At 61.9% G+C, this 25,628-nt stretch carries 29 protein-coding genes, 5 tRNA genes and 3 pseudogenes; 4 read left to right on the top strand and 33 right to left on the bottom strand.

Features of this window, described 5'->3' with window-relative positions; translation table 11 throughout:
- Window positions 1-130: 130 nt before the first annotated feature.
- Window positions 131-616: a hypothetical protein gene (locus GW587_RS18185; RefSeq protein WP_166105801.1), complete on the top strand. Its 486-nt coding sequence runs from the start codon at window positions 131-133 to the stop codon at window positions 614-616.
- Window positions 617-732: 116 nt separating this feature from the next.
- Here the strand turns inward: GW587_RS18185 and GW587_RS18180 are convergent, their stop codons facing one another.
- From GW587_RS18180 to GW587_RS18170, 3 genes are all read right to left on the bottom strand, one after another.
- Entirely contained in the window at window positions 733-1,482 is a 750-nt protein-coding gene (locus tag GW587_RS18180; protein WP_166105799.1) for an SDR family oxidoreductase, read from the bottom strand.
- A 162-nt stretch (window positions 1,483-1,644) separates the two neighbouring features.
- Window positions 1,645-2,757: an alkene reductase gene (locus GW587_RS18175; RefSeq protein WP_166105797.1), complete on the bottom strand. Its 1,113-nt coding sequence runs from the start codon at window positions 2,755-2,757 to the stop codon at window positions 1,645-1,647.
- A gap of 101 nt (window positions 2,758-2,858) precedes the next feature.
- Entirely contained in the window at window positions 2,859-3,413 is a 555-nt protein-coding gene (locus GW587_RS18170) for a TetR/AcrR family transcriptional regulator (RefSeq protein WP_166105795.1), read from the bottom strand.
- Between the two features lie 92 nt (window positions 3,414-3,505).
- Here GW587_RS18170 and GW587_RS31655 point away from each other — a divergent pair, with 92 nt between their 5' ends.
- The 3 genes and pseudogenes from GW587_RS31655 to GW587_RS31030 form a co-directional block, all read left to right on the top strand.
- Window positions 3,506-3,691 carry a tannase/feruloyl esterase family alpha/beta hydrolase gene (locus GW587_RS31655; RefSeq protein WP_308495390.1) on the top strand — a complete coding sequence of 62 codons (186 nt, stop codon included), beginning with the start codon at window positions 3,506-3,508 and terminating at the stop codon, window positions 3,689-3,691.
- Window positions 3,688-3,819: pseudogene (locus GW587_RS18160) on the top strand (CoA transferase); the annotation flags it as partial. The gene GW587_RS31655 and the pseudogene GW587_RS18160, both read left to right, overlap by 4 nt.
- Window positions 3,807-4,100: pseudogene (locus GW587_RS31030) on the top strand (lyase family protein); the annotation flags it as partial. The pseudogenes GW587_RS18160 and GW587_RS31030, both read left to right, overlap by 13 nt.
- 90 nt (window positions 4,101-4,190) lie before the next feature.
- Here GW587_RS31030 and GW587_RS31905 read toward each other — a convergent pair.
- The 30 genes and pseudogenes from GW587_RS31905 to GW587_RS18010 all read right to left on the bottom strand — a co-directional run.
- Window positions 4,191-4,385 (bottom strand): annotated as a pseudogene (locus tag GW587_RS31905) (HepT-like ribonuclease domain-containing protein); the annotation flags it as partial.
- A 74-nt stretch (window positions 4,386-4,459) separates the two neighbouring features.
- Entirely contained in the window at window positions 4,460-4,750 is a 291-nt protein-coding gene (locus tag GW587_RS18150) for a nucleotidyltransferase family protein (RefSeq protein WP_166105787.1), read from the bottom strand.
- Between the two features lie 197 nt (window positions 4,751-4,947).
- Window positions 4,948-5,023, bottom strand: a tRNA-Gly gene (locus GW587_RS18145).
- Window positions 5,024-5,040: 17 nt separating this feature from the next.
- Window positions 5,041-5,114, bottom strand: a tRNA-Cys gene (locus GW587_RS18140).
- 54 nt (window positions 5,115-5,168) lie between these two features.
- Window positions 5,169-5,244: transfer RNA gene (locus GW587_RS18135), tRNA-Gly, on the bottom strand.
- Between the two features lie 44 nt (window positions 5,245-5,288).
- Window positions 5,289-5,364, bottom strand: a tRNA-Gly gene (locus GW587_RS18130).
- 64 nt (window positions 5,365-5,428) lie between these two features.
- Window positions 5,429-5,504: transfer RNA gene (locus tag GW587_RS18125), tRNA-Gly, on the bottom strand.
- A 109-nt stretch (window positions 5,505-5,613) separates the two neighbouring features.
- Window positions 5,614-6,195, bottom strand: a complete 582-nt coding sequence (gene pgsA / locus GW587_RS18120) for a CDP-diacylglycerol--glycerol-3-phosphate 3-phosphatidyltransferase (RefSeq protein WP_166105785.1) — start codon at window positions 6,193-6,195, stop codon at window positions 5,614-5,616.
- A gap of 105 nt (window positions 6,196-6,300) precedes the next feature.
- Entirely contained in the window at window positions 6,301-8,160 is a 1,860-nt protein-coding gene (gene uvrC, locus GW587_RS18115; RefSeq protein ID WP_166105784.1) for an excinuclease ABC subunit UvrC, read from the bottom strand.
- Window positions 8,160-8,558: a holo-ACP synthase gene (gene acpS, locus GW587_RS18110; RefSeq protein ID WP_166105782.1), complete on the bottom strand. Its 399-nt coding sequence runs from the start codon at window positions 8,556-8,558 to the stop codon at window positions 8,160-8,162. The genes uvrC and acpS overlap by 1 nt, the downstream gene beginning before the upstream one ends.
- Window positions 8,555-9,316: a pyridoxine 5'-phosphate synthase gene (gene pdxJ, locus GW587_RS18105; RefSeq protein ID WP_166105780.1), complete on the bottom strand. Its 762-nt coding sequence runs from the start codon at window positions 9,314-9,316 to the stop codon at window positions 8,555-8,557. The genes acpS and pdxJ overlap by 4 nt, the downstream gene beginning before the upstream one ends.
- A 22-nt stretch (window positions 9,317-9,338) precedes the next feature.
- Entirely contained in the window at window positions 9,339-10,214 is an 876-nt protein-coding gene (gene recO / locus GW587_RS18100) for a DNA repair protein RecO (RefSeq protein WP_166105778.1), read from the bottom strand.
- A 22-nt stretch (window positions 10,215-10,236) separates the two neighbouring features.
- The gene (era, locus tag GW587_RS18095) at window positions 10,237-11,139 is read right to left on the bottom strand and encodes a GTPase Era (RefSeq protein ID WP_166105776.1); all 903 of its coding nucleotides are present in this window, start codon (window positions 11,137-11,139) and stop codon (window positions 10,237-10,239) included.
- 12 nt (window positions 11,140-11,151) lie between these two features.
- On the bottom strand, window positions 11,152-11,970 hold the full coding sequence (gene rnc, locus GW587_RS18090) for a ribonuclease III (RefSeq protein WP_166105774.1): 819 nt from the start codon (window positions 11,968-11,970) through the stop codon (window positions 11,152-11,154).
- Window positions 11,971-11,989: 19 nt separating this feature from the next.
- A complete protein-coding gene (locus GW587_RS18085; protein WP_229259526.1) occupies window positions 11,990-12,373 on the bottom strand; it encodes a DUF4845 domain-containing protein in 384 nt (127 codons plus the stop codon).
- A gap of 51 nt (window positions 12,374-12,424) precedes the next feature.
- Window positions 12,425-13,342 carry a signal peptidase I gene (gene lepB / locus GW587_RS18080; protein WP_166105771.1) on the bottom strand — a complete coding sequence of 306 codons (918 nt, stop codon included), beginning with the start codon at window positions 13,340-13,342 and terminating at the stop codon, window positions 12,425-12,427.
- Window positions 13,339-15,132 (bottom strand): translation elongation factor 4, encoded by a 1,794-nt coding sequence (gene lepA / locus GW587_RS18075; protein ID WP_166105769.1) that lies wholly within the window; start codon window positions 15,130-15,132, stop codon window positions 13,339-13,341. Before lepA ends, lepB begins: the two co-directional genes overlap by 4 nt.
- Before the next feature lie 199 nt (window positions 15,133-15,331).
- Window positions 15,332-15,574, bottom strand: a complete 243-nt coding sequence (locus GW587_RS18070) for a glutaredoxin family protein (RefSeq protein WP_166105767.1) — start codon at window positions 15,572-15,574, stop codon at window positions 15,332-15,334.
- Between the two features lie 104 nt (window positions 15,575-15,678).
- Window positions 15,679-17,190, bottom strand: coding sequence for a Do family serine endopeptidase (locus tag GW587_RS18065; protein ID WP_371875613.1), 1,512 nt, complete (start codon window positions 17,188-17,190; stop codon window positions 15,679-15,681).
- 136 nt (window positions 17,191-17,326) lie between these two features.
- On the bottom strand, window positions 17,327-17,665 hold the full coding sequence (locus GW587_RS18060; protein ID WP_229259525.1) for a sigma-E factor negative regulatory protein: 339 nt from the start codon (window positions 17,663-17,665) through the stop codon (window positions 17,327-17,329).
- A gap of 38 nt (window positions 17,666-17,703) precedes the next feature.
- Complete coding sequence (gene rpoE, locus GW587_RS18055) at window positions 17,704-18,306, bottom strand: RNA polymerase sigma factor RpoE (protein ID WP_166105765.1); 603 nt, start codon at window positions 18,304-18,306, stop codon at window positions 17,704-17,706.
- 77 nt (window positions 18,307-18,383) lie between these two features.
- Window positions 18,384-18,791, bottom strand: a complete 408-nt coding sequence (locus tag GW587_RS18050; RefSeq protein WP_166105763.1) for a hypothetical protein — start codon at window positions 18,789-18,791, stop codon at window positions 18,384-18,386.
- Window positions 18,792-18,942: 151 nt separating this feature from the next.
- Window positions 18,943-20,190, bottom strand: coding sequence for a beta-ketoacyl-ACP synthase II (fabF, locus tag GW587_RS18045; protein ID WP_166105762.1), 1,248 nt, complete (start codon window positions 20,188-20,190; stop codon window positions 18,943-18,945).
- 30 nt (window positions 20,191-20,220) lie between these two features.
- On the bottom strand, window positions 20,221-20,460 hold the full coding sequence (gene acpP / locus GW587_RS18040; protein WP_008449912.1) for an acyl carrier protein: 240 nt from the start codon (window positions 20,458-20,460) through the stop codon (window positions 20,221-20,223).
- Window positions 20,461-20,615: 155 nt separating this feature from the next.
- Window positions 20,616-21,362: a 3-oxoacyl-ACP reductase FabG gene (gene fabG, locus GW587_RS18035; protein ID WP_166105760.1), complete on the bottom strand. Its 747-nt coding sequence runs from the start codon at window positions 21,360-21,362 to the stop codon at window positions 20,616-20,618.
- Window positions 21,363-21,410: 48 nt separating this feature from the next.
- Window positions 21,411-22,352: an ACP S-malonyltransferase gene (gene fabD / locus GW587_RS18030; protein ID WP_166105758.1), complete on the bottom strand. Its 942-nt coding sequence runs from the start codon at window positions 22,350-22,352 to the stop codon at window positions 21,411-21,413.
- A gap of 35 nt (window positions 22,353-22,387) precedes the next feature.
- Window positions 22,388-23,371, bottom strand: coding sequence for a beta-ketoacyl-ACP synthase III (locus tag GW587_RS18025; protein ID WP_308495389.1), 984 nt, complete (start codon window positions 23,369-23,371; stop codon window positions 22,388-22,390).
- A gap of 11 nt (window positions 23,372-23,382) precedes the next feature.
- A complete protein-coding gene (gene plsX, locus GW587_RS18020) occupies window positions 23,383-24,444 on the bottom strand; it encodes a phosphate acyltransferase PlsX (protein ID WP_166105756.1) in 1,062 nt (353 codons plus the stop codon).
- A 195-nt stretch (window positions 24,445-24,639) separates the two neighbouring features.
- Window positions 24,640-24,822 (bottom strand): 50S ribosomal protein L32, encoded by a 183-nt coding sequence (gene rpmF, locus GW587_RS18015; RefSeq protein ID WP_008449924.1) that lies wholly within the window; start codon window positions 24,820-24,822, stop codon window positions 24,640-24,642.
- A gap of 190 nt (window positions 24,823-25,012) precedes the next feature.
- The gene (locus tag GW587_RS18010) at window positions 25,013-25,510 is read right to left on the bottom strand and encodes a YceD family protein (RefSeq protein ID WP_207393548.1); all 498 of its coding nucleotides are present in this window, start codon (window positions 25,508-25,510) and stop codon (window positions 25,013-25,015) included.
- Window positions 25,511-25,628 lie beyond the last annotated feature (118 nt).

The following is a 25,628-nucleotide window of genomic DNA, read 5'->3' as shown; positions in this document are numbered from 1 at the left end:
CGTCCCCGCCCCATCGGCACTGCATTCTGTCCATTCCTGGCATGCATAGAGAAAGTCACAGCCGGGCATCAGTTTCGCACTTCCAGGCAATTGTGCTTCGAAGAATCGCAACTTTCAACCGGAGAAAAACGTGTGGAATTATTCGGAAATGTATTCGGCTTCCTTGAGGCCTTGGGGCACGAGCCTCGTCTCGGCGAGCGACGCGCTTGCTGAAATTCACCTCTCCATGATTCATTATTGGGGAGAAGTCCAGCGCGAGATCATCAAGCGTTACACGGCCTCGGTCGTCGATGAAGCCAACGTGGAACAGGCAAGTTTCGCAGCCGCTGGTGACGATCAGGCAACCGACCTTGATGAAGCGCCAGCGCCCGACGACAGTGCTGCTGAGGCCGAACCGGAGGAGGATCAGCCGGACATGGAGACTTCCGCAGCCGAGGAGCCGGTGCCATTGAATGCCGCGATGGCCATCCTCAATCATCCGGCCTTGGCCGCCGAAGCGGCGACGCGACAGGCAGACGATGCGGTGGACTATGAAGTGCGGGATGATGTAGCGGACGACATCGCCACAGAGATCCAGCGCGAAGTAAGGCAGGAACTCAATCCATCGGCAACCTGACCGGGCGATCATGGAGGCCAACGCAAGCGGGGCAGCCCAAGCAGCGCTGCCCGTCTACGCGAACTGTCGGGCGCATATGCCGACTGGATTCTGCAAGCCTGCAAAATGCTGCCGCATTACGCCGGCTGCGACAGGATGTCGTTGAACTGGTTCACCCATTCATATTCATTCGGCCCCGGATTGGCGCGCATCTGCTTGGCGCCCTCCACCAGCACCTCCGTCACGTCGGTGCCCAATACGGCGATGGTCTCATCGATGAACTGTTGCAACGGCATGGCGCGCGGCTCCTCCTTGCTGTTCAGCAGGTCGGTCTGCACCCACGGCGGCGACAGCTCCAGCACCTTGACCGGCGTGTCCTTCAAGTTCCAGCGCAACGACATCGTGTATGAGTGCAGCGCCGCCTTGGTCGACGAGTAGACGGCGGTCATCGCCATCGGCACGAACGCCAGCACCGAAGAGACATTGATCACCGTGGCCGACGGCTGCGCCTTCAGGTGCTCGATCAGCGCACCGGTCATGCGGATCGGTCCCATCAGGTTGGTGGTGATGGTGTTTTGCATCATCTCCTCATCGACTTCGGCGGCGGCATTATCGATATGCATGATGCCGGCGTTGTTGATCAACACGTTCAGTTTGGGGAAATCGGCGATCAGCCTGGCGCCGGCGACCTTGATGGCGGCGGCGCTGCCGACGTCGAACTCGATCGACTTCATGCCCGGATTGGCGGCCGTCACCTCGTCCAGCAGCGCCTTGCGGCGGCCGGAGATGATGACCTGATTGTCCAGCTTGTGCAGTGCTTCGGCCAAGGCGCGGCCGATGCCCGAGGTGCCACCGGTGATGAGGATAGTGTTTCCGCTGAGTTTCATGTTACATCCTTTGTACGGAATAGTGGAATATTTATTGAACCGAACAGTTCAATAATGAAGCAAGCCCAGGGGAATCACAAGCCATTTTTGAACCATTCAGTTCTTTTAAGTTTGACGCACCGTCAAGCTGCCGCCGTAGAAGGCTATCCATCGCGCCATCGCTCATGCCCGCCGGGCGAATTCGGAATCCTGGTAAACCGGATAATCCGTGTAACCCGCTTCGTTGCCGCCCCAGAAGGCGTCGCGGTTGTAGTGATTCAACGGCAGTTTTTGCTGAAGGCGGTAAGGCAGATCCGGATTGGACGCGAAGAAGCGGCCAAACGCCACCAAATCGGCGTCACCCTTTTGCAGTATCGTTTCCGCGCCTTCGCCGTTGAATCCGCCGGCGGCGATGATCGGCCCGGTGAACACTTTGCGCAGGAATTCCGACGCCGCCGGATGCTGGTGCTCGTCCAGTGTCTCGACGCCTTTGACGCGCGGCTCGATGATATGCAAATAGGCCAGGCCATATTGGTTCAGCACTTGCGCCGCGTAGCTGAAGGTCGCTTCGGGATCGGAATCCGAGATCGACCCCCATTGCCCGCGCGGCGACAGGCGAACGCCCACGCGGTCGGCGCCGAACACCGACGCCAGCGCCTCCACCAGTTCCCGCAACAGGCGGGTACGGTTCATCAGCGAGCCGCCGTATTCGTCGGTGCGCTTATTGGTACCATCCTGCAGAAAGGTATCGGCCAGATAGCCGTTGGCCGAATGGAGTTCGACACCATCCAGCCCCGCTTCCTTGGCGCGGATCGCGGCCTGACGATAATTCTCGACGACTTGCTTGATTTCGGCGATGCCGACTTCGCGGTGCGGTGAGACCGGCACCCAACCATTGGCTGTCAGCGATTCGCCTTCGAACGGCACCACGGATGGCGCGATCGGCAGCGCGCCGCCGGTCAGGTCGACGTGCGACTGACGGCCATCGTGGCCCAACTGCATGAACAGCACGCCGCCTTTGGCGTGCACCGCGTCGGCGATCTTGCGCCAGCCGGGAATATGCCGGTCTTCGTAGATGCCGGGCGCGCCGAGATAGCCCCGGCTATCAAACGACATATGCGTCGACTCGCTGATGATCAACCCGCCTTGCGAGGCGCGCTGGCGGTAATAGTCGACCATCATCTCGCTCGGGCTGTCGTCGGCGTTGGCGCGTAACCGCGTGGTCGGCGCGTGCACGACGCGATGGGAGAGTGTGTACGGGCCGATCTTGAACGGCGAAAAGAGCTGGTGCGACATGACGATCTTTCGTTGGTTGTTGATGCAACCAATGATAGGGACGTGTCCGCAGCGGATAAAGAGGCCGCAGTTCCTGACATACAGGACAAAAACAACCGCAATTAGAGCGTTTTCAGCATCGCCATGAAGTTCTTGACCTTGCGCTTCACGCTCGCCGGTGACGGCGAGAGATTCATTTCGATGCAAAGCCCGGAGAAGAAGATCAGGACGATTTCCGCGACGGCTTTGGGGGGCATCCGCGTTTCTTCGACGCTGATGTTTTTCAGCAGCAGCGCCAGCATCGCCGCCTGGGAGGAGGCAACGATCTGCGCGGCCTCTTCCGGCAGCGACTCCACTTCGCGCATCGCGTTGATGGCGAAGCAGCCCTTGCGGTCCGCGCCACAGACCGGTCCCAGCTGGAGCAACGACTCGGCGTTGCTCCAGCCGGGTGGCTCCGCGGTCAGCAAGCCCTCCGCGCCGCGCTGGGTGACGTAGTGCCGTAGCGACGCCAGATACAAGTCTTCCTTGCCCTTGAATTCCGCGTACAGCCCGGATTTATTCACGCCGGTGGCGCGTTCCAGTTGTTGAACGCTGGTGTCGGCGAAGCCGCGTTGCCAGAACACGCGCATGGCCGCGTCGAGCAGCGCATCCCGGTCATAAAGTTTTGTTCTTCCCATGCAGGGATCATACCAAAAACGTGGCCGGAGGCGCTCCGCAACCTTCAGCGGCTATGCGGCCAGCGCTTCACCACGGGCAGAAAGGGCGCCAGTTGGCGGGCGACATAGGTGAACAAGGCCGCGCGCCGGAGCGCATCGTCGCCTCCCGGATCGAGGCCGGCCGCCTCACGCGCACCCCTCCGCTGTGCCCGTATCCGCGCCAGGCCGTCTACCTCGGTACCGGCTCCAGCGACGATGCCGCCAATTTCGTCTGTCAAATCAAGGAGAAACAACCATGAGCAACCCTGCCCACGCGCCGCTGGCCGGCATCCGCGTGATCGACCTGACCCACGCCTACGCCGGGCCGTTCGCCACCTATCAGCTGGGGCTGATGGGCGCGGAGGTGGTCAAGGTCGAAGCGCCTGGCGGCTGCGCGACTGCGCGGCGCGCGCGCTGCAACTGCAACTGGGCGGCGCGGTCGGCACGCTGGCCGTGATGGGCGAGCAGGCGCCGGCGGTGGCGGCGCGCGTCGCCGCCGGGCTGGGCCTGCGTCCGGCCGGGCCGGCGTGGCACACGCAGCGCGACGAATGGGTGCGGCTCGGACTGGATGTGGCGGTGCTGACCGGCAGCCTGGGCAAGATCGCCACCGACATCAGCCTGATGGCGCAAGGCGAGATCGCCGAACTGGCCGAGCCGTCCGGCAACGGTTCCACTGTCATGGTCGGCATCCAAGCGTATAACGGACAGTTGCTTTAGCAGGTCCGGGAGTGCAAACCGCACGGTATCCCATACCACGTCCAGATTGATGTCGAAATAGCCGTGGGCGATCCGGTTACGCATTCCTCGCATGCTGCGCCAAGGCACCTGTGGATGCGCAAGTGAAAACTCAGCGTAGCTATCCATTACTTTCGTCGCGGCTTCCCCGATGATAATGACACTCATGATCACAGCCTGCTGGGTGCGCTTATCCTTGAAGAACGCGTCTTTTTCCATACCCTCCACGAAGCTGCACGCGTCCTCTGCCGCCTGTTGCATATGATCGAGGTAATCGGGCAGTCTAGTCCTGCTCATACCGGTTGTGCTTCGGCGAGCACTTCAGCTCGGAATTTCGACGGCAAATCCGCCGGAGTGAGCAGATCAACAGGTATCCCGAGCAAGGACTCCAGCTCGTCCTGCAGCCCTCCAAGGTCAAATAACGTCGCGTTTGGCAGCGTGTCGACCAGTAGGTCAAGGTCGCTACCATCCATGTCGGTGCCATGCAGCACCGAACCGAAAATACGGAGATTCACGGTACGGAAACGACTTGCCGCTTCACGCACGGCAACTCGATTCAGTGCAAGCGCAGTTGACGGTCGCATGGAAATCCTATTTTTATCCGACAAAAGTGGAAGTAGCCAAGGGTGGCGGAACGTGCCGGCAGACTAGAGTAAATCATAGCACACGACAAAACTATAAATGGCGGGAGCGCGGCGCTTTGGGTAGGCGAACTAGCAGTGGTGACAATCCTCGCCGCCAATGCAAAAAGGGCAGCCACATCGGCTGCCCTTCTACATACTGGAGCGGGAGAAGAGTCTCGAACTCTCGACCTCAACCTTGGCAAGGTTGCGCTCTACCAACTGAGCTACTCCCGCTTGGAGTTCAAATTGTCTGGAGGCGAGGATCGGAGTCGAACCGACCTAGACGGCTTTGCAGGCCGCTGCATAACCGCTTTGCTACCTCGCCAGAGGAAACTGTTGACTAAGACGACAGCGGGTTACGCGCTGCGATCCGGAATTCTGGAGCGGGAGAAGAGTCTCGAACTCTCGACCTCAACCTTGGCAAGGTTGCGCTCTACCAACTGAGCTACTCCCGCATTGGAGTTACTGTTTTTACTACGCCAACCAAGTCCCGAAGAACTGGAGCGGGAGAAGAGTCTCGAACTCTCGACCTCAACCTTGGCAAGGTTGCGCTCTACCAACTGAGCTACTCCCGCATTGGAGTCCAGCATCATAGCAGCAAGCCGCTGTTTTTGCCAGTACTACGTGTCGTCGATTACTTGGAGCGGGAGAAGAGTCTCGAACTCTCGACCTCAACCTTGGCAAGGTTGCGCTCTACCAACTGAGCTACTCCCGCTTCGTTCGTCATCAACAACAGGCCAGCATTATAGATGAACTGTGCCGCCTGTCAATGGTCAAAACTTTGCCGAATAAAAAATATTGTATATCTGGTTTCTACCCCGCGATTACAGCTGACCGGATTTTTCCTTGATCAGCGGCCACGCCAGGCGCAGGTAGTAGAACATCGACCACACCGTCAGCAGCGCCGCTATTTCCAGCAAACGCGCGCCCCAGAACTGGGTGTCGACCGCGCCGAACAGCACGTCGTGGAACAGCAGCAGCGGGATGGCGGTCATCTGCGCGGTGGTCTTGATCTTGCCCAGCGAGCTGACCGCGACCGACTTCGAGGCGCCGATCTGCGCCATCCATTCGCGCAGCGCGGAGATGGCGATCTCGCGGCCGATGATGATGAACGACAGCACGGCGTTGGCGCGGTCCAGCTGGACCAGCACCAGTAAGGCGCCGGCCACCATCAACTTGTCGGCCACCGGGTCGAGGAAGGCGCCGAAGGCCGAGGTCTGGTTCCAGCGCCGCGCCAGGAAACCGTCGAACCAGTCGGTGACGGCGGCGACGATGAACACCGCCGTGGCCGCCAGATTCTGATCCACCACCGGCAGCATCGTGGTCGGGAGGTAGTAGACGCCCACCACCAGCGGGATCAGCGCGACGCGCAACCAGGTCAACAGTATCGGTATATTGAAGGGCATAAGCTCGTAGTTAAGGTGCGGCCGTGAAAATTTGTAATGCGCCGCTAGTCTACCTTGCCAAGGCACATTAAACCAGCGCACAGTTGCCGTGTACGAAACTATGACTCAATGTAACTGCTTGTAAATCTCTTCCGCCAGCGCGCTGGAAATGCCTTCGACCTGCTTCAGATCCTCGACGCTGGCGTCGACCACGCCGCGCAGGCCGCCGAAGCGCGCCAGCAGGCGCTGGCGGCGCTTGGCGCCGATGCCTTCGATCTCTTCCAGCCGCGAGGTCTGACGTGTCTTGGCGCGCTTGGCGCGCATGCCGGTGATGGCGAAGCGGTGCGCCTCGTCGCGGATCTGCGCCACCAGCATCAGCGCGGCCGATTCCTTGCCCAATTCCTGCGCCGGGCGGCCGTCGACGAACATCAAGGTCTCCAGGCCGACGCGGCGCCCTTCCCCTTTCGCCACGCCGACGATCAGGCTGATGTCGAGTCCCAGCTCGGCGAACACCTGGCGCGCCATTTCGATCTGCCCTTTGCCGCCGTCGATCAGCACCACATCGGGCATCACGCCGTCGCCGTTGGCCACCTTCTCGTAGCGGCGGAACAGCACTTGCCGCATCGCGGCGTAATCGTCGCCCGGCGTGATGTCGTTGATGTTGTAGCGGCGGTATTCGCCGTTCTGCATCTGGTGGTGATGGAACACCACGCACGAGGCCTGGGTCGCCTCGCCCTGCGTGTGCGAGATGTCGAAGCATTCGACGCGCAGCGTCTCGATGTCTTCCGGCTCCAGCTGCAAGGCGTCGACCAGCGCGCGTGTGCGCGATTGCTGCGAGCCCTGCTCCTGCAGCAGCCGCGCCAGCGAGATTTCGGCGCCCTTCTGCGCCAGCTCCAGCCATTTGCGGCGCTGGTCCTGCGGCTGGAAGATCAGGTTGATGCGGTGGCCGCACTGCTCCTGCAAGGCCTGCATCAGCGCCGGGTGGTTGAATTCGATGTTCAGGATCAGCGTGCCGGGGATGAACTTCTCGGTGTAGTGCTGCGCCAGGAAGGCGGCCAGCACTTCGACTTCGATGGCGTTCTCCGCGATCGCTTCGGCGTCGCCGAGGTGGGTGGGGAAATAGGCGCGGTCGCCGAGGTGGCGGCCGCCGCGCACCATCGCCAGGTTCACGCAGGCGCGTCCGCCCTGCACCAGCACCGCGATGATGTCGACGTCGGCGTCGCCGGTGGTCTCCATGCTTTGCTGGTGCAGCACGCGCGACAGCGACTGGATCTGGTTGCGCACCGACGCCGCCTGCTCGAATTTGAGTTCGCCGGCGTAGGCGTGCATCTTCTTGTCGAGGTCCGCCATCACTTCGGACTGGCGGCCGCGCAGGAAGCGCGCGGCGTTTTCCACATCCAGCTTGTAGTCTTCCTTGCTGATCAAGTCGACGCACGGCGCGCTGCAACGGCCGATCTGGTGCAGCAGGCAGGGACGCGTGCGGTTGGCGTAGACGCTTTCCTCGCAGGTGCGGATGCGGAACACCTTCTGCAAAATCTGCATCGATTCCTTGACCGCCCACGAGCTGGGGAACGGTCCGAAGTACTGGTTCTTCTTATCCACCGCGCCGCGATAGTAGACCATGCGCGGCGCGTCGCCGCCGGTGATCTTCAGGTAGGGGTAAGATTTATCGTCGCGGAACAGGATGTTGAAGCGCGGGCTCAGCGCCTTGATCAGGTTATTCTCAAGGATCAGCGCTTCGGCTTCGCTGTGGGTGACGGTGGTCTCCAGCCGCGCGATGCGCTCGACCATCATGGCGATGCGCGGGCTGGCCAGGTTCTTCTGGAAGTAGCTGGAGACGCGCTTCTTCAGGTCGCGCGCCTTGCCGACGTAGAGCACCTTGTCCTCGGCGTCGAAATAACGGTACACGCCGGGCAGGTTGGGCAGCTTGGCGACGGTGGCCAGCACCTGCTCGCGCGGGTCCGGCTTTGCTTCCAGTTCGGTCATTACTTGGTCTCTTGTTCCACGATGACGAAGGCGACCGCGTATTCCGCTTCGTCGCTGACCGTCACCTGCGTCGTCAGCCTGTTCTTGTCCATGAATTCCTTCAGCACGCCGCTGCAGACGATCATCGGCTTGCCGCTCGGATGATTCAGCATCTGCGCGGCGGGCCAGGTCATCGGCATGCGGATGCCCAGGCCGATGGCCTTGGCGAAGGCCTCCTTGGCGGCGAAGCGCGTCGCCACGAAGCGGATGCCGCGCACCGGGTTCTTGGCCTTGCGCGCCAGGTACTTCGCCATCTCCTGCGGGCCGAGGATCTTTTTCGCGAAGCGGTCGCCGTGGCGCGCCAGCGCGGCTTCGATGCGCGGGATCTTGCAGATGTCGGTGCCGATCCCGTAGATCATCGGCGCGCGCCCAGCCGGGTCGAGACCATGATGGCCTTCATTTCGCGCACGGCGTTTTCCCAGCCGACGAACACCGCGTGCGCGACGATGGCGTGGCCGATGTTCAGTTCGGCGATTTCCGGAATTGCGGCAATGGCTTGCACGTTGGTGTAGTGCAGGCCGTGGCCGGCGTTGACCTTCAATCCCTTGCCGACGCCGTACAGCACGCCGCGATGGATGCGTTCCAGTTCAGCCGCCTGCTCGGCGCCTTCGGTGTCGGCGTAGCGGCCGGTGTGCAGTTCGATCACCGGGGCGCCCAGTTCGGCGGTGGCGTCCATCTGCCGTTCGTCGGCGTCGATGAACAGGCTGACGCGGATGCCTTCGGCCTGCAGCTGCTTGACGGCGGCTTGCACGGCGTTGAAGTTGCCGGCGACATCGAGGCCGCCTTCGGTGGTGACTTCGGTGCGCTTTTCCGGCACCAGACAGACGTCGGCCGGCTTGATGCGGCAGGCGAAGTCGATCATCTCCTGCGTCACGGCGGCTTCCAGGTTCATGCGGGTGATCAGCTGCGGCGCCAGCGCGATCACGTCGGCGTCCTTGATGTGGCGGCGGTCTTCGCGCAGGTGCAGCGTGATGCAGTCGGCGCCGGCCTGCTCGGCCAGCAGCGCGGCGCGGATCGGGTCCGGGTACTGCGTGCCGCGCGCGTTGCGCAGGGTGGCGACGTGGTCGATATTGACGCCGAGGTCGATGATGGTGCCGCTTGGTTGCAGGAAGCTCATTGGTCTATACCGTTTATCTCGTTTATAACTGCGACAGGTCGATCAGGATCTGGCGGGTGTTCAGCGGCGCGCCGCCCAGGTGGTGCGCCAGCAGGTAGCGCATCAAGTGCTTGCTTTGCGATTGCGTGGCGGCGTCCTGGTAGTCTTCGCGCTCCATGTCGAGCAGCGTCTTGCCGGCCACGCGCGGCGAGACGTCCGAGGCGCGTTCGGGACGCGGGCCGCGCTCGGGGTCGACGACGTAGATCACGTCGGCCCGCACCGGGGCGCGGGTGGCGGTGCAGCGGGTCAGGTCGGCGGAGACGCCCGTCTCTTTAAGTAAGGCCCGTTCGAATTTTCTCAAGACGATGGACGCGGGTTCGTTGTGCGCCAGCTGGTTCAGTGTGGCGACGTAGTGGTCGAACAGTTTGGGATGCGCGTCGTCGCGCGCCAGCAGCTTGACCAGCAGTTCGTTCAGGTAGAAGCCGCACAGCAGCGCGGTCTTTTCCAGCGGCAGCATGCCGCCGACCCATTCGGCGTCGGTCAGCGTGCGCAGTTCGGATTTGCCGACCCAGCTCGACGACAGCGGCTGGAAGGTTTGCAGCACGCCGCGCAGTTGCGAGTGCGGCCGCTTGGCGCCTTTGGCGATCAAGGCCACGCGGCCGAAGTCGCGCGTGAACAGGTCGATGATCAGGCTGGTTTCTTTGTAGGGGTAGCTGTGCAGCACGAAGGCCGGCTGGCCGGCGACCTTGGTGCCGAAGGTGCGCTCGCGCGATGGTGCGCGGGGGCGCTTGGCGGCGGGTGCGGCGCTGGCCGGGGCGGCCGGGGCGGCCGGTGCCGCAGGTTCCGCCGGCACGCTCGCCTCCGCAGGCGCCGCCGGTGGCGGTGCCGTGATGGTGTCGTCGGCGAGCGTGGTGGACATGCTGGTGGTGGCGTCCTGCCGCTTACTCGTAGCCGTAGGCGCGCAGACCCGCTTCGTTGTCGGCCCAGCCGGACTTGACCTTGACCCAGATCTCCAGGTACACCGGGCCGCCGAACAGGCGTTCCATGTCCAGCCGCGCCTGCGTCGAGACATCCTTCAGGCGCGCGCCCTTGTTACCGATGATCATCGACTTGTGCGTGTCGCGCTCGACCAGGATGGCGGCGAACACTCGGCGAAGATCGCCCTCCTGCTCGAACTTCTCGATCAGCACGGTGCTGGTGTACGGTAGCTCGTCGCCGACGAAGCGGAACAGTTTTTCGCGCACAATTTCCGACGCCATGAACTTTTCGCTGCGGTCGGTGATGTCGTCCGGGCCGAACATCGGATCGTTCTCCGGCAGGAATTTCTTGATCTCTTTTTCCAGGCCGTCCAACTGGAAGCGCAGCTTGGCCGACACCGGTACGATGGCGGCGAAATTGAACTTGGCCGCGACCTGCTGCGCGAACGGCAACAGCACCGCCTTGTCCTTGACGCGGTCGGACTTGTTAATCACCAGCAGCACCGGCACTTCGGTCGGCAGCAGGTCCAGCACTTGCTGGTCGGCCGGGCCGAAGGTGCCCGCTTCGATGACGAACAGGATCAAGTCCGACGAGATCAGCGTGTTGGTGACGGTCTTGTTGAGCGTCTTGTTGAGCGCGTTGGCGTGACGGGTCTGGAAGCCCGGTGTATCGACGTAGATCAGTTGCGCGTCGTCGTAGGTCTGGATGCCGGTGATGCGGTGGCGCGTGGTCTGCGCCTTGCGCGAGGTGATGCTGACCTTGGCGCCGATGAGGGTATTCATCAGGGTCGATTTGCCCACGTTCGGGCGGCCGACAATGGCGATATAGCCACAACGGTAATTGGCGGAGGTCGTTTCGGTAGTCATGCTGTTCTCTTTTTACTTGTGTGCTGCTTTGGCGGGCGGAGGCGACGGTTCGCTGTCGGTCACATCCTTCGCCTCGCTGGTCTGCACGGTGGCGATGCCGGCCAGCTTGAGCTGGGCGGCGCGCGGCTTGGTTTTGCGGCCGGCTGCCGGCGATTTCAGCAGCGCTTGTTCGGCCACTTCCAACGCCAGCTTGGCGGCGGCCTGTTCGCCGGCGCGGCGGCTGCCGCCGCGTCCGTAGACCTGGATGCCCAGCTTGGGCACCAGGCATTCGATCTCGAATTCCTGGCTGTGCGCGGCGCCGTGCGTGGCCACCACATTGTACAGCGGCAGGGAGATCTTCTTACTTTGCAGGAATTCCTGCAGCAGCGTCTTGGCGTCCTTGCCCAAGGTCTGCGGGTCGACCGTGTCGAGGATCGGGATGTAGAAGGCGCGGATCACGTCGCGCGCAGGGTTGAAGCCGCCATCCAAAAAAATGGCGCCTAGCAGCGCCTCAAGCGTGTCGGCCAGGATCGAAGGACGGCGGAAACCGCCCGACTTCAACTCCCCTTCCCCAAGCCGCAGGAACTGCGACAGCTCCAGCTTCTGGGCGATTTCGTACAGCGATTGCTGCTTGACCAGATTGGCGCGCAGGCGCGACAGGTCGCCCTCGTCGATCGCCAGATAGCGTTCGTACAGAATCGAGGCCACCACGCAGTTGAGCACGGAGTCGCCGAGGAATTCCAGCCGTTCGTTATGCAAACTGCTATGGCTACGATGCGTCAAGGCTTGCTGCAACAGGCCAGCATCCTGGAACGTATAGCCTAAACGGGTTTGCAATAACTGAAGATTCATTGTCTGTACGATGCTTTATTTAGTCGGTTTTCGCGGGTTTGGCGCCAGCCTTGGCGGTGGAGCCTTCATATTCAAGCAGCAAGCTGGCCGGTCCGACCAGCGGGATTTTCTTTTCGTAGGCGAAGCTGATTTCCGTTTCGCCGTTCTCCTTGCCGATGATCAGGTCACGGCCGGAGATGGAACTGATATAGCCGGCGGTCGCGCTGGCGTCGAACGATTTTTGCATCTCGACCACCGAACCGCCGGTGGCCTTGGCGGTCACGATGGCGTTCTGGATCGAACGGTATTCGGTGTAGGTCGGCACGATCTTCATGCCCAGCACGCCGATAAAGCCCAGCGCCGCCAGCACCACGATCAGTCCGATCAGCGAAATACCGTCCTGCCGCGAGGGACGTAAATTCAATACTGAGTCCATCTTAGTCCCTTTCGAGGCGCTGCGCGATGAGTGCATGACTTATTGGATGCTGCCGATGCGGCGCAGGTTGCCCAGGTTCATCCATACAAAGAATGCTTTTCCAACAATATTCTTGTCCGGCACGAAGCCCCAGTAGCGGCTGTCCGCGCTGTTGTCGCGATTGTCGCCCATCATGAAGTAGTTGCCTTGCGGAACAACACAGGTGAAGCCTTCGTAGCGATAGGTGCATGCCTCGCTGTGCGGGAACTGTTTCACGTCGGACAGGTTCACCGGCGGCGCCTTCTCATTGTTGAGAATGCGGTGGCTGGTGCCGGTCAGGTTTTCCTGGAACTGCTTGTTGTAGACCAGACGGTCCTCTTCCAGGTAATCGTCCAGCGCGGTGTACTTCACTTCGACGTCGTTCACCGTTAAGCGCTTGTTTTCATACGTGATTTTATCACCCGGCACGCCGACCACGCGTTTGATGTAATCCTGGCTCATGTCCAGCGGATACTTGAACACCATCACGTCGCCGCGCTGCGGGTCGTTGATCTGGATGACTTTCTTGTTCAGCACCGGCAGGCGGATGCCGTAGGTGAACTTGTTCACCAGGATCAGATCGCCCACCAGCAAGGTCGGCACCATCGACGACGACGGGATCTTGAACGGCTCGTACAGGAACGAGCGCAGGAAGAACACCAGCGCGATGACCGGGAAGAAGCTGCCCGAGTATTCGATCCAGGTCGGCTGGCGCAGCAGGCCGGATTCGATCGCGGCGCGGCTGATGTTGCTGTCGACCTTGATGCCGTCGGCGGTCAGCTTGGCGTTGCGGGCGTCGAACTCGGCCAGCGCGCGGTCGGCTGCGGCGCGGCGTTGCTTGGCCAGGTAAAACACATCCAGGAACCAGATCACGCCCGTGATCACCATCAGCACGAACAGGATTAAAGCGAAATTACCCAAGATCACTTGCAGGTTCATTTGTCGTCCACTTGTAAGATTGCCAGGAACGCTTCTTGTGGGATCTCTACCGAGCCCACTTGCTTCATGCGTTTTTTACCCGCTTTTTGCTTTTCCAACAGTTTCTTCTTACGGCTGATGTCGCCGCCGTAGCACTTGGCCAGCACGTTCTTGCGCAGCGCCTTGACGTTTTCACGCGAGATCACGTTGACGCCGATGGCGGCCTGGATCGCGACGTCGAACATCTGGCGCGGAATCAGTTCGCGCATCTTGGCGGCCACCTGGCGGCCGCGATAGGCGGAGTTGGATCGGTGCACGATGATGGCCAGCGCGTCGACCTTCTCGCCGTTGATCAGCATGTCGACCTTGACCACGTCGGAGGCGCGGTATTCCTTGAACTCGTAGTCCATCGAGGCATAACCGCGCGAGGTCGACTTCAGCTTGTCGAAGAAGTCGAGCACGATCTCGCCCATCGGCATCTCGTACACCAGCTTGACCTGGCGGCCGTGGTAGGCCATGTCCATCTGCACGCCGCGCTTGCCGATGCACAGCGTGATCACCGAGCCGACGTATTCTTGCGGCATGTACAGGTTGACCGTGACGATCGGTTCGCGGATCTCGTTGATCTTGGTCGGCTCCGGCATCTTCGATGGATTATCCACCTTGAGGATGCTGTTGTCGCGCATCACCACCTCGTACACCACGGTCGGCGCGGTGGTGATCAGGTCCATGTCGAATTCGCGTTCCAGGCGTTCCTGGACGATTTCCATGTGCAGCAGGCCGAGGAAGCCGCAGCGGAAGCCGAAGCCCAGCGCCTGCGACACTTCCGGCTCGTACATCAGCGCGGCGTCGTTCAGCTTCAGCTTTTCCAGCGAGTCGCGCAGCGCGTCGTACTGGTTGGCCTCGACCGGGAACAGGCCGGCGAACACCTGCGGCTGGACTTCCTTGAAGCCCGGCAGCGGCGCGGCGGCCGGACGGTTGGCCAGGGTGACGGTGTCGCCGACCTTGGCGGCCTTCAATTCCTTGATGCCGGCGATGATGAAGCCCACCTGGCCGGCCGACAACTCTTTCAGCGAGACCGAACGCGGCGCGAAAATGCCGACGTCTTCCACCAGTTGCAGCGAATCGGTGGCCATCAGCTTGATCTTGTCCTTCGGCTTCAGCGTGCCGTTGACCACGCGCACCAGCATCACCACACCGACGTACGGGTCGTACCAGGAGTCGACGATCAGCGCCTGCAGCGGCGCGTCCGGATCGCCCTTCGGCGGCGGGACCTTGGCGATGATCGATTCCAGCACGTCTTCCACGCCGAGGCCGGTCTTGGCCGAGCAATGCACGGCGTCGCCGGCTTCGATGCCGATCACGTCTTCGATTTCGGCGATCGCGTTGGCGGGATCGGCGTTCGGCAAGTCGATCTTGTTGAGCACCGGCACCACTTCCACGCCCAGGTCGAGCGCGGTGTAGCAGTTGGCCACGGTCTGGGCTTCCACGCCTTGCGAGGCATCGACCACCAGCAGCGCGCCTTCGCAGGCCGACAGCGAGCGAGACACTTCGTACGAGAAGTCGACGTGGCCCGGCGTATCGATCAGGTTCAGGTTATAGATTTGGCCGTCGCGGGCCTTGTATTGCAGGGCCGCGGTCTGGGCTTTGATCGTGATGCCGCGTTCGCGCTCCAGATCCATCGAATCGAGCACTTGCGCCTCCATCTCGCGGTCGGACAGGCCGCCGCACAATTGGATGATGCGGTCAGCCAGGGTCGATTTGCCGTGGTCGATGTGGGCGATGATGGAAAAATTGCGTATGTTGTTCATTAACAAATATTCAAAAACGGGTTTGAAACGACAGGGGCGCGGGTCGAACTGCTGCGCGCAATACAAAAAAAGCGCTCCGAACGGGGCGTTGAATGCCCTGGCGAGCGCCTTGATGCTTTTCTACCCCCGCATTTTACCGGATTTCAGAGGGGAAAGCCCGACTTATGCACTGCGAAATGCATTTCTGCGGTGGCGGTGCTTATTTATTGAGCACTTCGCGCACTTTGGACTCGTCCAGGAAGTAATGGCAGAGTTCGGGTTGCGACAGGTCGGCGTACAGCACCGGGACCAGCTCGTCGAAGCGGTCGACCAGGGCCTGATCGGCGTCGACATCGATGACGTCGACGGTGATGGGCTGGTCCGGGGTCTGCAGGCGCATCAGCGCGTCCAGCATGTCCTGGCACAGGTGGCAGTAGCTGCGGGAGTAAAGGGTGAAGTGCATCGTATGCGGGAACCGTTTACCCCGCACTGCGGCACATAGGGGTCAGACCCCGTACGGGGTCTGACCCCGCCGTTGCGGGGTGACTTTGCGGCTCAATCAGCCTGTTACTTGGCGCTCGGGCGCAGCGAGATGAACTGCGTCACGTCGCCACGGCGCACCAGCAGCACCGACGGCTTCTTCGGATCGAGCTTGGCCACCAGCGCGTTGAACTGCTTGGCGTCCTTGATCTCGGTGTTATTCAGCTGCAGCAGCACATCGCCCTCGTCCAGCGCGGCCTTGCCGGCCACGCCTTCGGCCGAATCCACCACCACGCCGCCGTCGACGCCCAATTCCTTCTTCTGCTCGGCGCTCAGGTCGCTGACCTTCAGGCCCAGCGCGTTGGCCTTGGCCACTTCCGGCTCGGCCTTGCCGCCCTTGCCCTTGGCCGCCTTGGCCGGCTTGTCCGATTCCAGCTCGGCCACGGTCACCGGCAAGTCCAGCTGCTGACCCTTGCGCCATACGGTCACGGTGGCCTTGCTGTCCAGCGCGGTGCCGCCGACCAGACGCGGCAGGTCCGACGAACGGGTCACCGTCACGCCGTTGAATTTCAGGATGATATCGCCCGCCTTGATGCCGGCCTTGTCGGCGGGACCGCCCGGCTCCACCAGCGACACTTCCGCGCCCTGCGCGTTCTTCAGGCCCAGCGATTCGGCGACGTCCTTGTTGACTTCGCCGATCTGCACGCCGATGCGGCCGCGCGTGACCTTGCCGCTCTTCTTCAACTGCTCCGAGACACGGATCGCCTCGTCGATCGGCACCGCGAACGAGATGCCGTTGTAGCCGCCGGACAGCGTCGCGATCTGCGAGTTAATCCCGATCACCTCGCCGCGCATATTGATCAGCGGACCGCCCGAGTTGCCCGGATTGACCGCGACATCGCTCTGGATCAACGCCAGGTAGTCGCCGGTGTCGCGCTGCTTGGCCGAGATGATGCCGGCGGTGACGGTATTTTCCAGGTTGAACGGCGAGCCGATGGCGATCACCCATTCGCCGACGCGGATCTTGTCCGAGTCACCCATCACCAGGAACGGCAGCTTGTCGCCCTCGATCTTCAGCACCGCGACGTCGGTGCGGGCGTCGGCGCCCAGCACCTTGGCCTTGAACTCGCGCTTGTCGGTCAGCGTGACGAACACCTCGTCGGCGCCGTCGACCACGTGGGCGTTGGTCATCACATAGCCGTCGGCCGACAGGATGAAGCCGGAGCCGACGCCGCGCTGCACCGGCTCGTCGGACGGCGCCTGGCGGCGGCCGCGCGGCGTGCCCTTGCCGCCGGGATTGCCCGGCTGCGGGATCGCGCCGCCGAAGAAGCGGCGCAGGAATTCTTGCATTTCTTCATCGCCCGGCAGGCCGTCGGCGCTGCCGCCGCGTCCGCTTTGCTTGAGGCGCTCGGTGGTGCGGATATTCACCACGGCCGGGCCGACGCGGTCGACCAGGTCGGCGAAGTCCGGCAGGCCGATAACGGCGCCGGTGACCGGCGCGGCCGCCGTGGCCGGGGCCAGGCCCAGCGACATCCATACGCTCGCGCCGAGGACCAGCGCGGAAAGAGTTTTACCACCAGCAGAGATATTGTTTTTCATGGAAAGTATCGTTCTTTAAAAGTTCCGGGATGCGAGCGCCCATGGCGCCGGCGCACGACGCCCGACGCCCGACGTGAGGCTAGCACATGGTAAGCGAAAAGTCGCGTGCCGGTATGCGCAAACTATTATAAGAGCCTTAAGGCAGGATGACGTCGGCCGGCGATTCGGCCTGGTCCTGGCGCTGCGCGGCGGCCGGGTCCGCCGGCCCGGCCGATGGGGCGGACGCCGGCGCCTGGTCCGGCTCGGCCGCGAGACGGGCCGCCAACGCCGCTTCGAAACCGGCGCTGAGTTCGCCGCCAGGGGCGCTGCGCAGCACGTCGCCGGTCAGATGATAGGCGCGCCAGGCCGCCTGCCCTTCCACGGTGCCGAGCGCGGCGAAGGCTAGCTCGCGCTCGCTGTCCGGCAACTCGCCGTCGACCAGTGCCGAGATGTTTTCGTGCAGTCTTTTCTGGGTATCCATCGCGTATCTCGCCATGTAAAACAACTCCGCCGCCGTGCGCCATCATTCCCGCCCTACCAGCGCTTGTCAACCGGCATGTCCAGCAAGGGCTTCAATTTCTCCGCGATGACTTCGCGGGCGCGGTAAATACGGCTGCGCACGGTACCGATCGGACAGGCCATGATGTCGGAAATCTCCTCATAGCTCAAGCCCTCGATCTCGCGCAACGCGATCGCGGTGCGCAAATCCACCGGCAAGGCATCCATCGCCGCGTTGACGGTCTGGGCGATCTGCTTGCTGGCCAGCATGGACTCCGGCGTATTGATGTCGCGCAAATACTCGCCATCGTTGAAGGCTTCGGCTTGTTCGGCATCCGCTTCGGTCGACGTGGGCGTGCGCCGCCCCTGATTGGCCAGGAAATTCTTGGCGGTGTTGATGCCGATGCGGTACAGCCAGGTGTAGAAGGCCGAGTCGCCGCGGAAGTGCCGCAACGCCCGGTAGGCCTTGATAAAGGTTTCCTGCACCACGTCCTCCGCTTCGGCCGGATCGTGGACGATACGCGACAGCAGGCGCATCAGCCGGCGTTGGTACTTCGCCACCAGCAAATCGAACGCCTGCTTGTCACCGGCATGGACCCGATCGACCAGCAACTGGTCACACTCACGTTCTGTCGTCACTCCTGCATTCCTCGGTGGCCTGCAGCGCTGCCGATTCTTATAGCCATATGCTATAGAGTTAGCCCGCTGCAAGAAGTTCACAGTGCCGGCATGTTTATTTGCGACGCGGCGCGGCAAGCCAGCGCCAACGCGCGCCGTTCGGCCGGCGCCACGCTGTCCGGCAACACCGCCAGCACGCGCACGCGGTCGCCGTCGCCGCGCAGGCGCAACAACAGCAAACCCGGCCACAAGGTCGAGCCGTCCAGCAGGCGCACCACCGCTCCCGTCTGTTGGTATACCGTCAGCCTTACTTGGCCGACACCCGATATATCAAGCCCGCATGCGATACCGCGCGGGCGCCCGCACACCCAGCCGAGCAGGCCCGCCAGCACGCACAGCAGCGGCGCGAGCACGCCGGGACATGCAGCGGCGCTGAGCATCACGCAGCAACACAGGCCGGCATGCGCAAGGCGCAAGCCCGGCGAGGGACGAACGATGACGGACACCGCGATCGACATGACGGCAGCAGCACAAACACGTTAAAAAATTTGGGGGATGTATGCAGGCGCCGGCGAGAATGCCGGCGCCGAATCCTCGCTCACCTTGCTTTGACAAGATGACGCGGGACGAAGTTCCGCCCGGAGGCGGAATTTTTTACTAGGCGCGACCGAACAGCAGCGAACCGTTGGTGCCGCCGAAGCCGAACGAGTTTTTCAACGCATACTCGATCTTCATCGGACGGGCCACATTGGCGCAGAAGTCCAGGTCGCACGCCGGATCCTGGTTGAAGATGTTGATGGTCGGAGGCGACACCTGATGGTGGATCGCCAGAACCGTAAACACCGCTTCCAGACCGCCGGCGCCGCCCAGCAAGTGGCCGGTCATCGACTTGGTCGAATTGACCACCAGCTTCCTGGCGTGATCGCCGAAGGTGCGCTTGATGCCCTGCACTTCCGCCACGTCGCCTTGCGGCGTCGAGGTGCCGTGCGCGTTCACGTACTGCACCTGGTCCGGGTTGATGCCGGCGTCGTGCAACGCGGCTTGCGCCGACTTGCTGCCGCCGCTGCCATCTTCCAGAGGCGAGGTCATGTGATACGCATCCGCGCTCATGCCGAAACCGAGCACTTCCGCGTAGATCTTGGCGCCGCGCGCCTTCGCGTGTTCGTACTCTTCGAGCACCATCACACCCGCGCCTTCGCCCAGCACGAAGCCGTCGCGGTCCGTATCCCATGGACGGGACGCGGTGGCCGGATCGTCGTTGCGCGACGACAGCGCCTTGGCCGAGGCGAAGCCGCCCAGGCCCAGCGGCGACACGGTCGATTCCGCACCGCCGGCCACCATGACGTCGGCATCGCCGTACTCGATCATGCGGGCGGCCGCGCCGATGCAATGCAGGCCGGTGGTGCAAGCCGTCACGATCGACAGGTTAGGACCACGCATGCCGTACTTGATCGACAGGTTACCCGAGATCATGTTGATGATCGAGGCGGGCACGAAGAACGGGGAGATACGGCGCGGACCGCGCTTGTCGTAGTCTTCCTTCTGTTCTTCGATCATCGGCAAGCCGCCGATACCGGAACCGATGATGACACCGATGCGGTCGGCGTTCTCTTCGGTGACGACCACGCCGGAGTCCTGGACAGCCTGGATGCCGGCCGCCATGCCGTAATGGATGAAGGTATCCATGTGGCGGGCTTCCTTGGCCGAGATGTAGTCCTCGATATTGAAGCCTTTGACTTCACCGGCAAAGCGGGTGCTGAAAGCTGTTGCGTCAAACTTGGTGATGGTGGCAATACCGGATTTGCCCTCGACAGCCGCAGCCCAGGTGTCGGCGATGTTGTTGCCGATCGGGGTGACGGCGCCAAGGCCGGTAATGACAACACGACGGTTTTTAGAACCTCTCAAGCGATTCTCCTAAAGTCGATCGGGCAGAAATTACGCCTTGACGTGAGCGGTAGCGTAGTCGATCGCTTGCTGCACGGTGGTGATTTTTTCTGCTTGTTCGTCAGGGATTTCCATTTCGAATTCGTCTTCCAGGGCCATCACCAGTTCCACGGTGTCCAGGGAGTCAGCGCCGAGGTCGTCGACGAACGAGGATTCGATCTTGATGTCTGCTTCTGCGACGCCCAGTTGCTCAGCGACGATTTTCTTAACGCGTTGTTCGATATCCGACATGTTATGGCTCCATTTGTTTGTTACGGAAAGCGCGCATTTTATCAGGTTTGCGCACTGAAAAACTAATTTCGGTGTCTGCTGCGAATTTGCCGACAACTCTCCCGAAATCGCTGGTAAAAGACAAGAACCGGCGGTTTTGAGACCGCCGGAACTCATCAGTTCATATACATACCACCGTTGACGTGCAGGGTGGTACCGGTAATATAGGCCGCCTGCGGCGACGCCAGGAAGGCCACCGCCGCCGCGATATCCTCCGGCTTGCCGAGGCGCGCCAGTGGAATCTGCGTCAGCAAGGCGGCGTGCTGCTCGTCGCCCAGCGACTTGGTCATGTCAGTATCGATGAAGCCCGGCGCGACGCTGTTGACGGTGATGTTGCGGCTGCCGATTTCACGCGCCAGCGCGCGGCCCATGCCCTCGACGCCGGCCTTGGCCGCCGCGTAGTTCATCTGCCCCGGATTGCCGGAGGACGCCACCACCGACGTGATGTTGATAATACGCCCAGTTTTCGCTTTCATCATGCCCCGCAGGACGGCGCGCGACAAACGCCCCACCGACGACAGGTTGGTGGCGATGACGTTGTCCCATTCCTCATCCTTCATGCGCATCGCCAGCTGGTCCTGGGTGATGCCGGCGTTGTTGACCAGGATGCCGACGGCGCCGAAGGTCTTGCCGATTTCATCGATGACGGCGGCGCAGCGTTCCGCGTCGGTGACGTTCAGGACCATGCCCTTGCCGGCTTCCGCGCCGATCTCGGCCAGGTAGGCGGAGATCGCCTCGGCGCCGGCTTCGGTGGTGGCGGTGCCGACCACGCGCGCGCCCTGGCGCGCCAGTTCCTGCGCGATGGCCTTGCCGATGCCGCGCGATGCGCCCGTGACCAGGGCGACTTGATTTGCTAAATTCATGTAAGTCCTTCTACGGTAAATAGGGAGTGTGCCTGAAGTCGCGACAACTTATTTGAGCAAGCTCAATACGCGTTCCAAAGAGGCTTGATCGGTGATCGCGTCGCCGACCAGGTTGGCGTCGATCCGCTTGGCCAGGCCCATCAGCACCTTGCCCGGACCGCACTCGACCACCTGGGTGATGCCGTCGGCGGCGACCTGCTGCATGGTTTCGACCCAGCGCACCGGCGCGGCGGCCTGGCGCACCAGCGCATCCTTGATGCTGGCCGGATCGTTGATGACGGCGACGTCGACGTTGTTGATCAGGGCGATTTGCGGCGCCGAGAAAGTCAGGCCGGCCATGTAGTCGCGCAGGCGGTCCGACGCCGGCTTCAGCAGCGACGAGTGGAACGGCGCCGACACCGGCAGCCTCATGGCGCGCTTGGCGCCCTTGGCCTTGGCGATTTCACAGGCGCGCTCGACGGCGGCGGTGTGGCCGGCGATCACCACTTGCGCCGGAGCGTTGAAGTTGACCGCCTCGACCACCAGCGCCGGATGTTCGGCCAGCGCTTCGGCGCACGCTGCGCGCACGTCATCGTCGGACAGGCCCAGCACCACGGCCATCGTGCCCTGCCCGACCGGCACCGCTTCCTGCATCGCCTGGGCGCGGAAGCGCACCAGCGGCACGGCGTCCTTGAACGAGATCACGCCGGCGGCGACCAGCGCCGAATATTCGCCCAGGCTGTGGCCGGCGACCACCGACGGCAGCGGACCGCCGGCGGCGATCCATGCGCGGTACACGGCCACGGCGGCGGTCAGCATCACCGGTTGGGTGTTGGTGGTCAGGTCCAGTTCTTCCTTCGGACCTTCGGCCATCAGCTTGCCGAGGTCGAACTGCAAGGCGTCGGAGGCTTCGGCGATGGTCTGCGCCACCACCGGATTGCCGGCGAAGCCGTCCATCATCGCGATCGCTTGCGAACCTTGGCCAGGGAATACAAATGCAAATTTAGTCATGCTTGAATCCTTAGAACTCTAATTCTAATCCGACATCAAAAACGCGCCAGCACCGCGCCCCACGTAAACCCACCTCCAACACCTTCCATCATGATGGTCTGGCCCTTCTTGACGCGGCCATCGCGTACCGCGACGTCCAGCGCCAGCGGAATCGACGCGGCGGAGGTGTTGCCGTGCTGATCGACCGTGACCACCATCTTCTCCAGCGGCAGGCCCAGCTTCTTGGCGGTGCTGCTCATGATGCGCAGGTTGGCCTGGTGCGGAATCAGCCAGTCGACCTGGTCGGACGTCATGTCGGCTTTTTCCAGCGCCTCGTGCGCCACTTTTTCCAGCACCGACACCGCCAGCTTGAACACCGCCGGACCGTCCATGTACAGATAGGCCTCGCCGGCGATAGCGCCGCCGAAGGAGCTCGGCATGCACAGGATGTTGCCATGGCGGCCGTCCGCGTGCAGCGCGGTGGCCAGGATGCCCGGCTCCTCGGACGCGGTCAGCACCACGGCGCCGGCGCCGTCGCCGAACAGCACGCAGGTGGTGCGGTCGTTGAAGTCGAGGATGCGGGAGAACACTTCGGCGCCGATCACCAGCACGTTCTTGTTCATGCCGGCGCGGATGAAGGCGTCGGCGGTGGTCAGCGCATAGACGAAGCCGCTGCAGACCGCTTGCACGTCGACCGCGCCGCCGTGGTTGGTAATGCCGAGCTTTTGCTGCACCACGCAGGCGGTGCTGGGGAAGCTGCCGAAGAAATCGGGGGTCGAACTGGCGACGATGATCAGGTCGATATCGTTGGGCTGCAGGCCGGCCATTTCCAGCGCCTTTTTGGAGGCGTTCACCGCCAGGTCCGACGAATTCTGATCGGGCGCGGCGAAATGGCGCGCCGCGATACCGCTGCGGCTGACGATCCATTCGTCCGAAGTCTCGATGCCTTTGGCGGCGAGTTGGTCAGCCAGTTCCTGGTTGGTCACCCGCTTTTCCGGCAGATAACTGCCGGTGCCGATAATTTTGCTGTACAAGGTCATGCCACCGTCCACTAAATAGTTGAGCTTGGTACTTCCGGAGTTTCGGTGTTACGCGGCATCAGCTCGGCGATCAACGTCGAAATGTGCGGCAACACATCATTTTTTGCAGCATCATACGCCCGCTTGATCGCCCATTCAAAGGAATACGCGTCGGCGCCGCCATGGCTCTTGAACACCAGGCCGCGCAGGCCCAGCAGGCTGGCGCCGTTGTAACGCGACGGCGAGAGGCGGTTCTTGATCGCCTTCAAGGCGCCACGGCCGATCAGGGCGCTCAGCATGGTCAGCGGATTGCGGGTGAATTCGGTCTTGACGGTGTCGGCGAAGAAGCGCGCCACGCCCTCGACCGCCTTCAGCGTCACGTTGCCGACGAAACCGTCGCAGACGACGATGTCGGTGGTGCCCTTGAAGATATCGTTGCCCTCGACGTTGCCGTAGAAGTTCAGCGCGCCGCGCTCGTGGTCGGCCTGCAGCAGCTTGCTGGTCGCCTTGACCACGTCGTTGCCCTTGATGTCTTCGGTGCCGACGTTGAGCAGGCCCAGCGTCGGACGCTCGATGTTCTCCATCGCCGACACCAGCACCGAACCCATGATGGCGAACTGGTGCAGGTGATGCGGTTCGCAATCGACGTTGGCGCCCAGATCCAGCATATAGGTCGGCCCGCCCTTCTGGTTCGGCATGATGCTGCAGATGGCCGGACGGTCGACGCCGGTCATGGTCTTGAGCACGTAGCGGGCGACCGCCATCAGCGCGCCGGTGTTGCCGGCCGAGACCGAGGCTTGCGCCTTGCCGTCCTTGACCTGCTCGATGGCGACGCGCATCGAGGAATCCTTCTTGCGGCGCAGCGCCACTTCGAGCGGATCGTCCATGGTGACTTGCTCGGAGGCATGCACGATGCTCAGGCGCGGATGCGCGTCGGCGTGATGCTTCTTCAACTCGGCGCGGATGACGTCTTCCAGACCGACCAGGATCAGTTCAGCATCTGGTTCGCGCTTGACGAAGGAAATTGCTGCGGGGATGGTGACCGACGGGCCGTGATCTCCGCCCATGCAGTCGATAGAAATTTTGATTGTCATTTGTTTTGATTCAGTACCACGCTCCAGCCCTTCCGGGGCAAGCTGCGGCAAGCTGCGGACCCACAGTTTCCAGGTCGACGCGTTTCAAAATGACGGTGTGCAAAAGAGGATTGCAGCCGATGAAAAAAGAAAAAGCGATGCTTCGCGAATAAGACACGTAGCACCGCCTATTTCCGGGTCCAGCAAAAGCGTCGATTACTCGTCGTTTTTGGTTTTCAGGACTTTACGACCACGGTAGAAGCCGTTAGGGCTGATGTGGTGACGCAGGTGGGTTTCACCGGTGGTTGGCTCGATACCCAGTTGTGGAGCTACCAGGAAATCGTGCGAACGGTGCATACCGCGCTTCGAAGGGGACTTCTTGTTCTGTTGAACTGCCATGTTAATGACTCCTAATACATAAGTTCTAAAATTTTAACACATTCGACCAGCAAATACATGCGAATCGAGTATCCTGCCGGCAAAACTGAACCGGCATAGTTAAACTGAGATTTACTACATTTCACTGCTGACTTGCCATACTCGATTTACTACACGCGTTTGACACGTTCTTTACAACACTACTTATTCTTTATTCGGATTTGAGGCCCTTGAGGGCGTCGAACGGCGACAGTTTCTCGCTTTTCGCCTTGTCCAGCAGGGCTGAATCGGGGCAGACATCGTGTTTCGGCGTATGCGGCAGGGCCAGCAGCGCTTCGTCTTCCACCAGATCCATCACATCCATACTGCGGCTGCCGACGATCACATCGATCGTCTCGTCGTCGAGCATTTGTTCAATTTCATCCGCCTGCTCATCATCTTTACCGAGCATCAACAGCGTTGAAGCGTCGATCTCGTGAGCATAAGGGGTCAGGCAGCGTTGGCAGACCAGTTGCACGGTGCCGGCGACCGACAGCGTCATCTGCGGGAAGCCCATCTTGCTGGTGCTCCCTACCACCTTCCAGGCGATCGTACCGGAATTATCGGCGCAATCCTTGGTCAAACGGGTCATTTCGGCAACAGGCGTCACGCCTTCTTTGCTGCCGTTGCCCCGACAAAAATCAAAAGCGTCGATCACAAGAGCATTCATTACAGAAAATTTCCCCGGAAAACCTGCGATAATAGCAGGGTTTTCGACATCAAGTCAAAGCCTAAGCGATTTTTTCGCTCTTTTGCCGCTGACATTACCGGCGACAGAGCATATAACA

Origin of the sequence: Duganella aceris, assembly GCF_011090165.1 — a bacterium.
GTDB classification, from domain to species: Bacteria; Pseudomonadota; Gammaproteobacteria; order Burkholderiales; family Burkholderiaceae_D; genus Rugamonas; species Rugamonas aceris.
This window is presented reverse-complemented; position numbering and strand designations above follow the sequence as displayed.

What these genes read in the sequence shown, in the direction of transcription:
- GW587_RS18180 (WP_166105799.1), bottom strand. Translation starts at nt 1,482, where the DNA reads ATGAAACTCAGCGGAAACACTATCCTCATCACCGGTGGCACCTCGGGC.
- GW587_RS18175 (WP_166105797.1), bottom strand. Translation starts at nt 2,757, where the DNA reads ATGTCGCACCAGCTCTTTTCGCCGTTCAAGATCGGCCCGTACACACTC.
- GW587_RS18170 (WP_166105795.1), bottom strand. Translation starts at nt 3,413, where the DNA reads ATGGGAAGAACAAAACTTTATGACCGGGATGCGCTGCTCGACGCGGCC.
- GW587_RS18150 (WP_166105787.1), bottom strand. Translation starts at nt 4,750, where the DNA reads ATGCGACCGTCAACTGCGCTTGCACTGAATCGAGTTGCCGTGCGTGAA.
- pgsA (WP_166105785.1), bottom strand. Translation starts at nt 6,195, where the DNA reads ATGCCCTTCAATATACCGATACTGTTGACCTGGTTGCGCGTCGCGCTG.
- uvrC (WP_166105784.1), bottom strand. Translation starts at nt 8,160, where the DNA reads ATGACCGAACTGGAAGCAAAGCCGGACCCGCGCGAGCAGGTGCTGGCC.
- acpS (WP_166105782.1), bottom strand. Translation starts at nt 8,558, where the DNA reads ATGATCTACGGGATCGGCACCGACATCTGCAAGATCCCGCGCATCGAA.
- pdxJ (WP_166105780.1), bottom strand. Translation starts at nt 9,316, where the DNA reads ATGAGCTTCCTGCAACCAAGCGGCACCATCATCGACCTCGGCGTCAAT.
- recO (WP_166105778.1), bottom strand. Translation starts at nt 10,214, where the DNA reads ATGTCCACCACGCTCGCCGACGACACCATCACGGCACCGCCACCGGCG.
- era (WP_166105776.1), bottom strand. Translation starts at nt 11,139, where the DNA reads ATGACTACCGAAACGACCTCCGCCAATTACCGTTGTGGCTATATCGCC.
- rnc (WP_166105774.1), bottom strand. Translation starts at nt 11,970, where the DNA reads ATGAATCTTCAGTTATTGCAAACCCGTTTAGGCTATACGTTCCAGGAT.
- lepB (WP_166105771.1), bottom strand. Translation starts at nt 13,342, where the DNA reads ATGAACCTGCAAGTGATCTTGGGTAATTTCGCTTTAATCCTGTTCGTG.
- lepA (WP_166105769.1), bottom strand. Translation starts at nt 15,132, where the DNA reads ATGAACAACATACGCAATTTTTCCATCATCGCCCACATCGACCACGGC.
- GW587_RS18070 (WP_166105767.1), bottom strand. Translation starts at nt 15,574, where the DNA reads ATGCACTTCACCCTTTACTCCCGCAGCTACTGCCACCTGTGCCAGGAC.
- GW587_RS18065 (WP_371875613.1), bottom strand. Translation starts at nt 17,190, where the DNA reads ATGAAAAACAATATCTCTGCTGGTGGTAAAACTCTTTCCGCGCTGGTC.
- GW587_RS18060 (WP_229259525.1), bottom strand. Translation starts at nt 17,665, where the DNA reads ATGGCGAGATACGCGATGGATACCCAGAAAAGACTGCACGAAAACATC.
- acpP (WP_008449912.1), bottom strand. Translation starts at nt 20,460, where the DNA reads ATGTCGGATATCGAACAACGCGTTAAGAAAATCGTCGCTGAGCAACTG.
- fabG (WP_166105760.1), bottom strand. Translation starts at nt 21,362, where the DNA reads ATGAATTTAGCAAATCAAGTCGCCCTGGTCACGGGCGCATCGCGCGGC.
- fabD (WP_166105758.1), bottom strand. Translation starts at nt 22,352, where the DNA reads ATGACTAAATTTGCATTTGTATTCCCTGGCCAAGGTTCGCAAGCGATC.
- GW587_RS18025 (WP_308495389.1), bottom strand. Translation starts at nt 23,371, where the DNA reads ATGACCTTGTACAGCAAAATTATCGGCACCGGCAGTTATCTGCCGGAA.
- plsX (WP_166105756.1), bottom strand. Translation starts at nt 24,444, where the DNA reads ATGACAATCAAAATTTCTATCGACTGCATGGGCGGAGATCACGGCCCG.
- rpmF (WP_008449924.1), bottom strand. Translation starts at nt 24,822, where the DNA reads ATGGCAGTTCAACAGAACAAGAAGTCCCCTTCGAAGCGCGGTATGCAC.
- GW587_RS18010 (WP_207393548.1), bottom strand. Translation starts at nt 25,510, where the DNA reads ATGAATGCTCTTGTGATCGACGCTTTTGATTTTTGTCGGGGCAACGGC.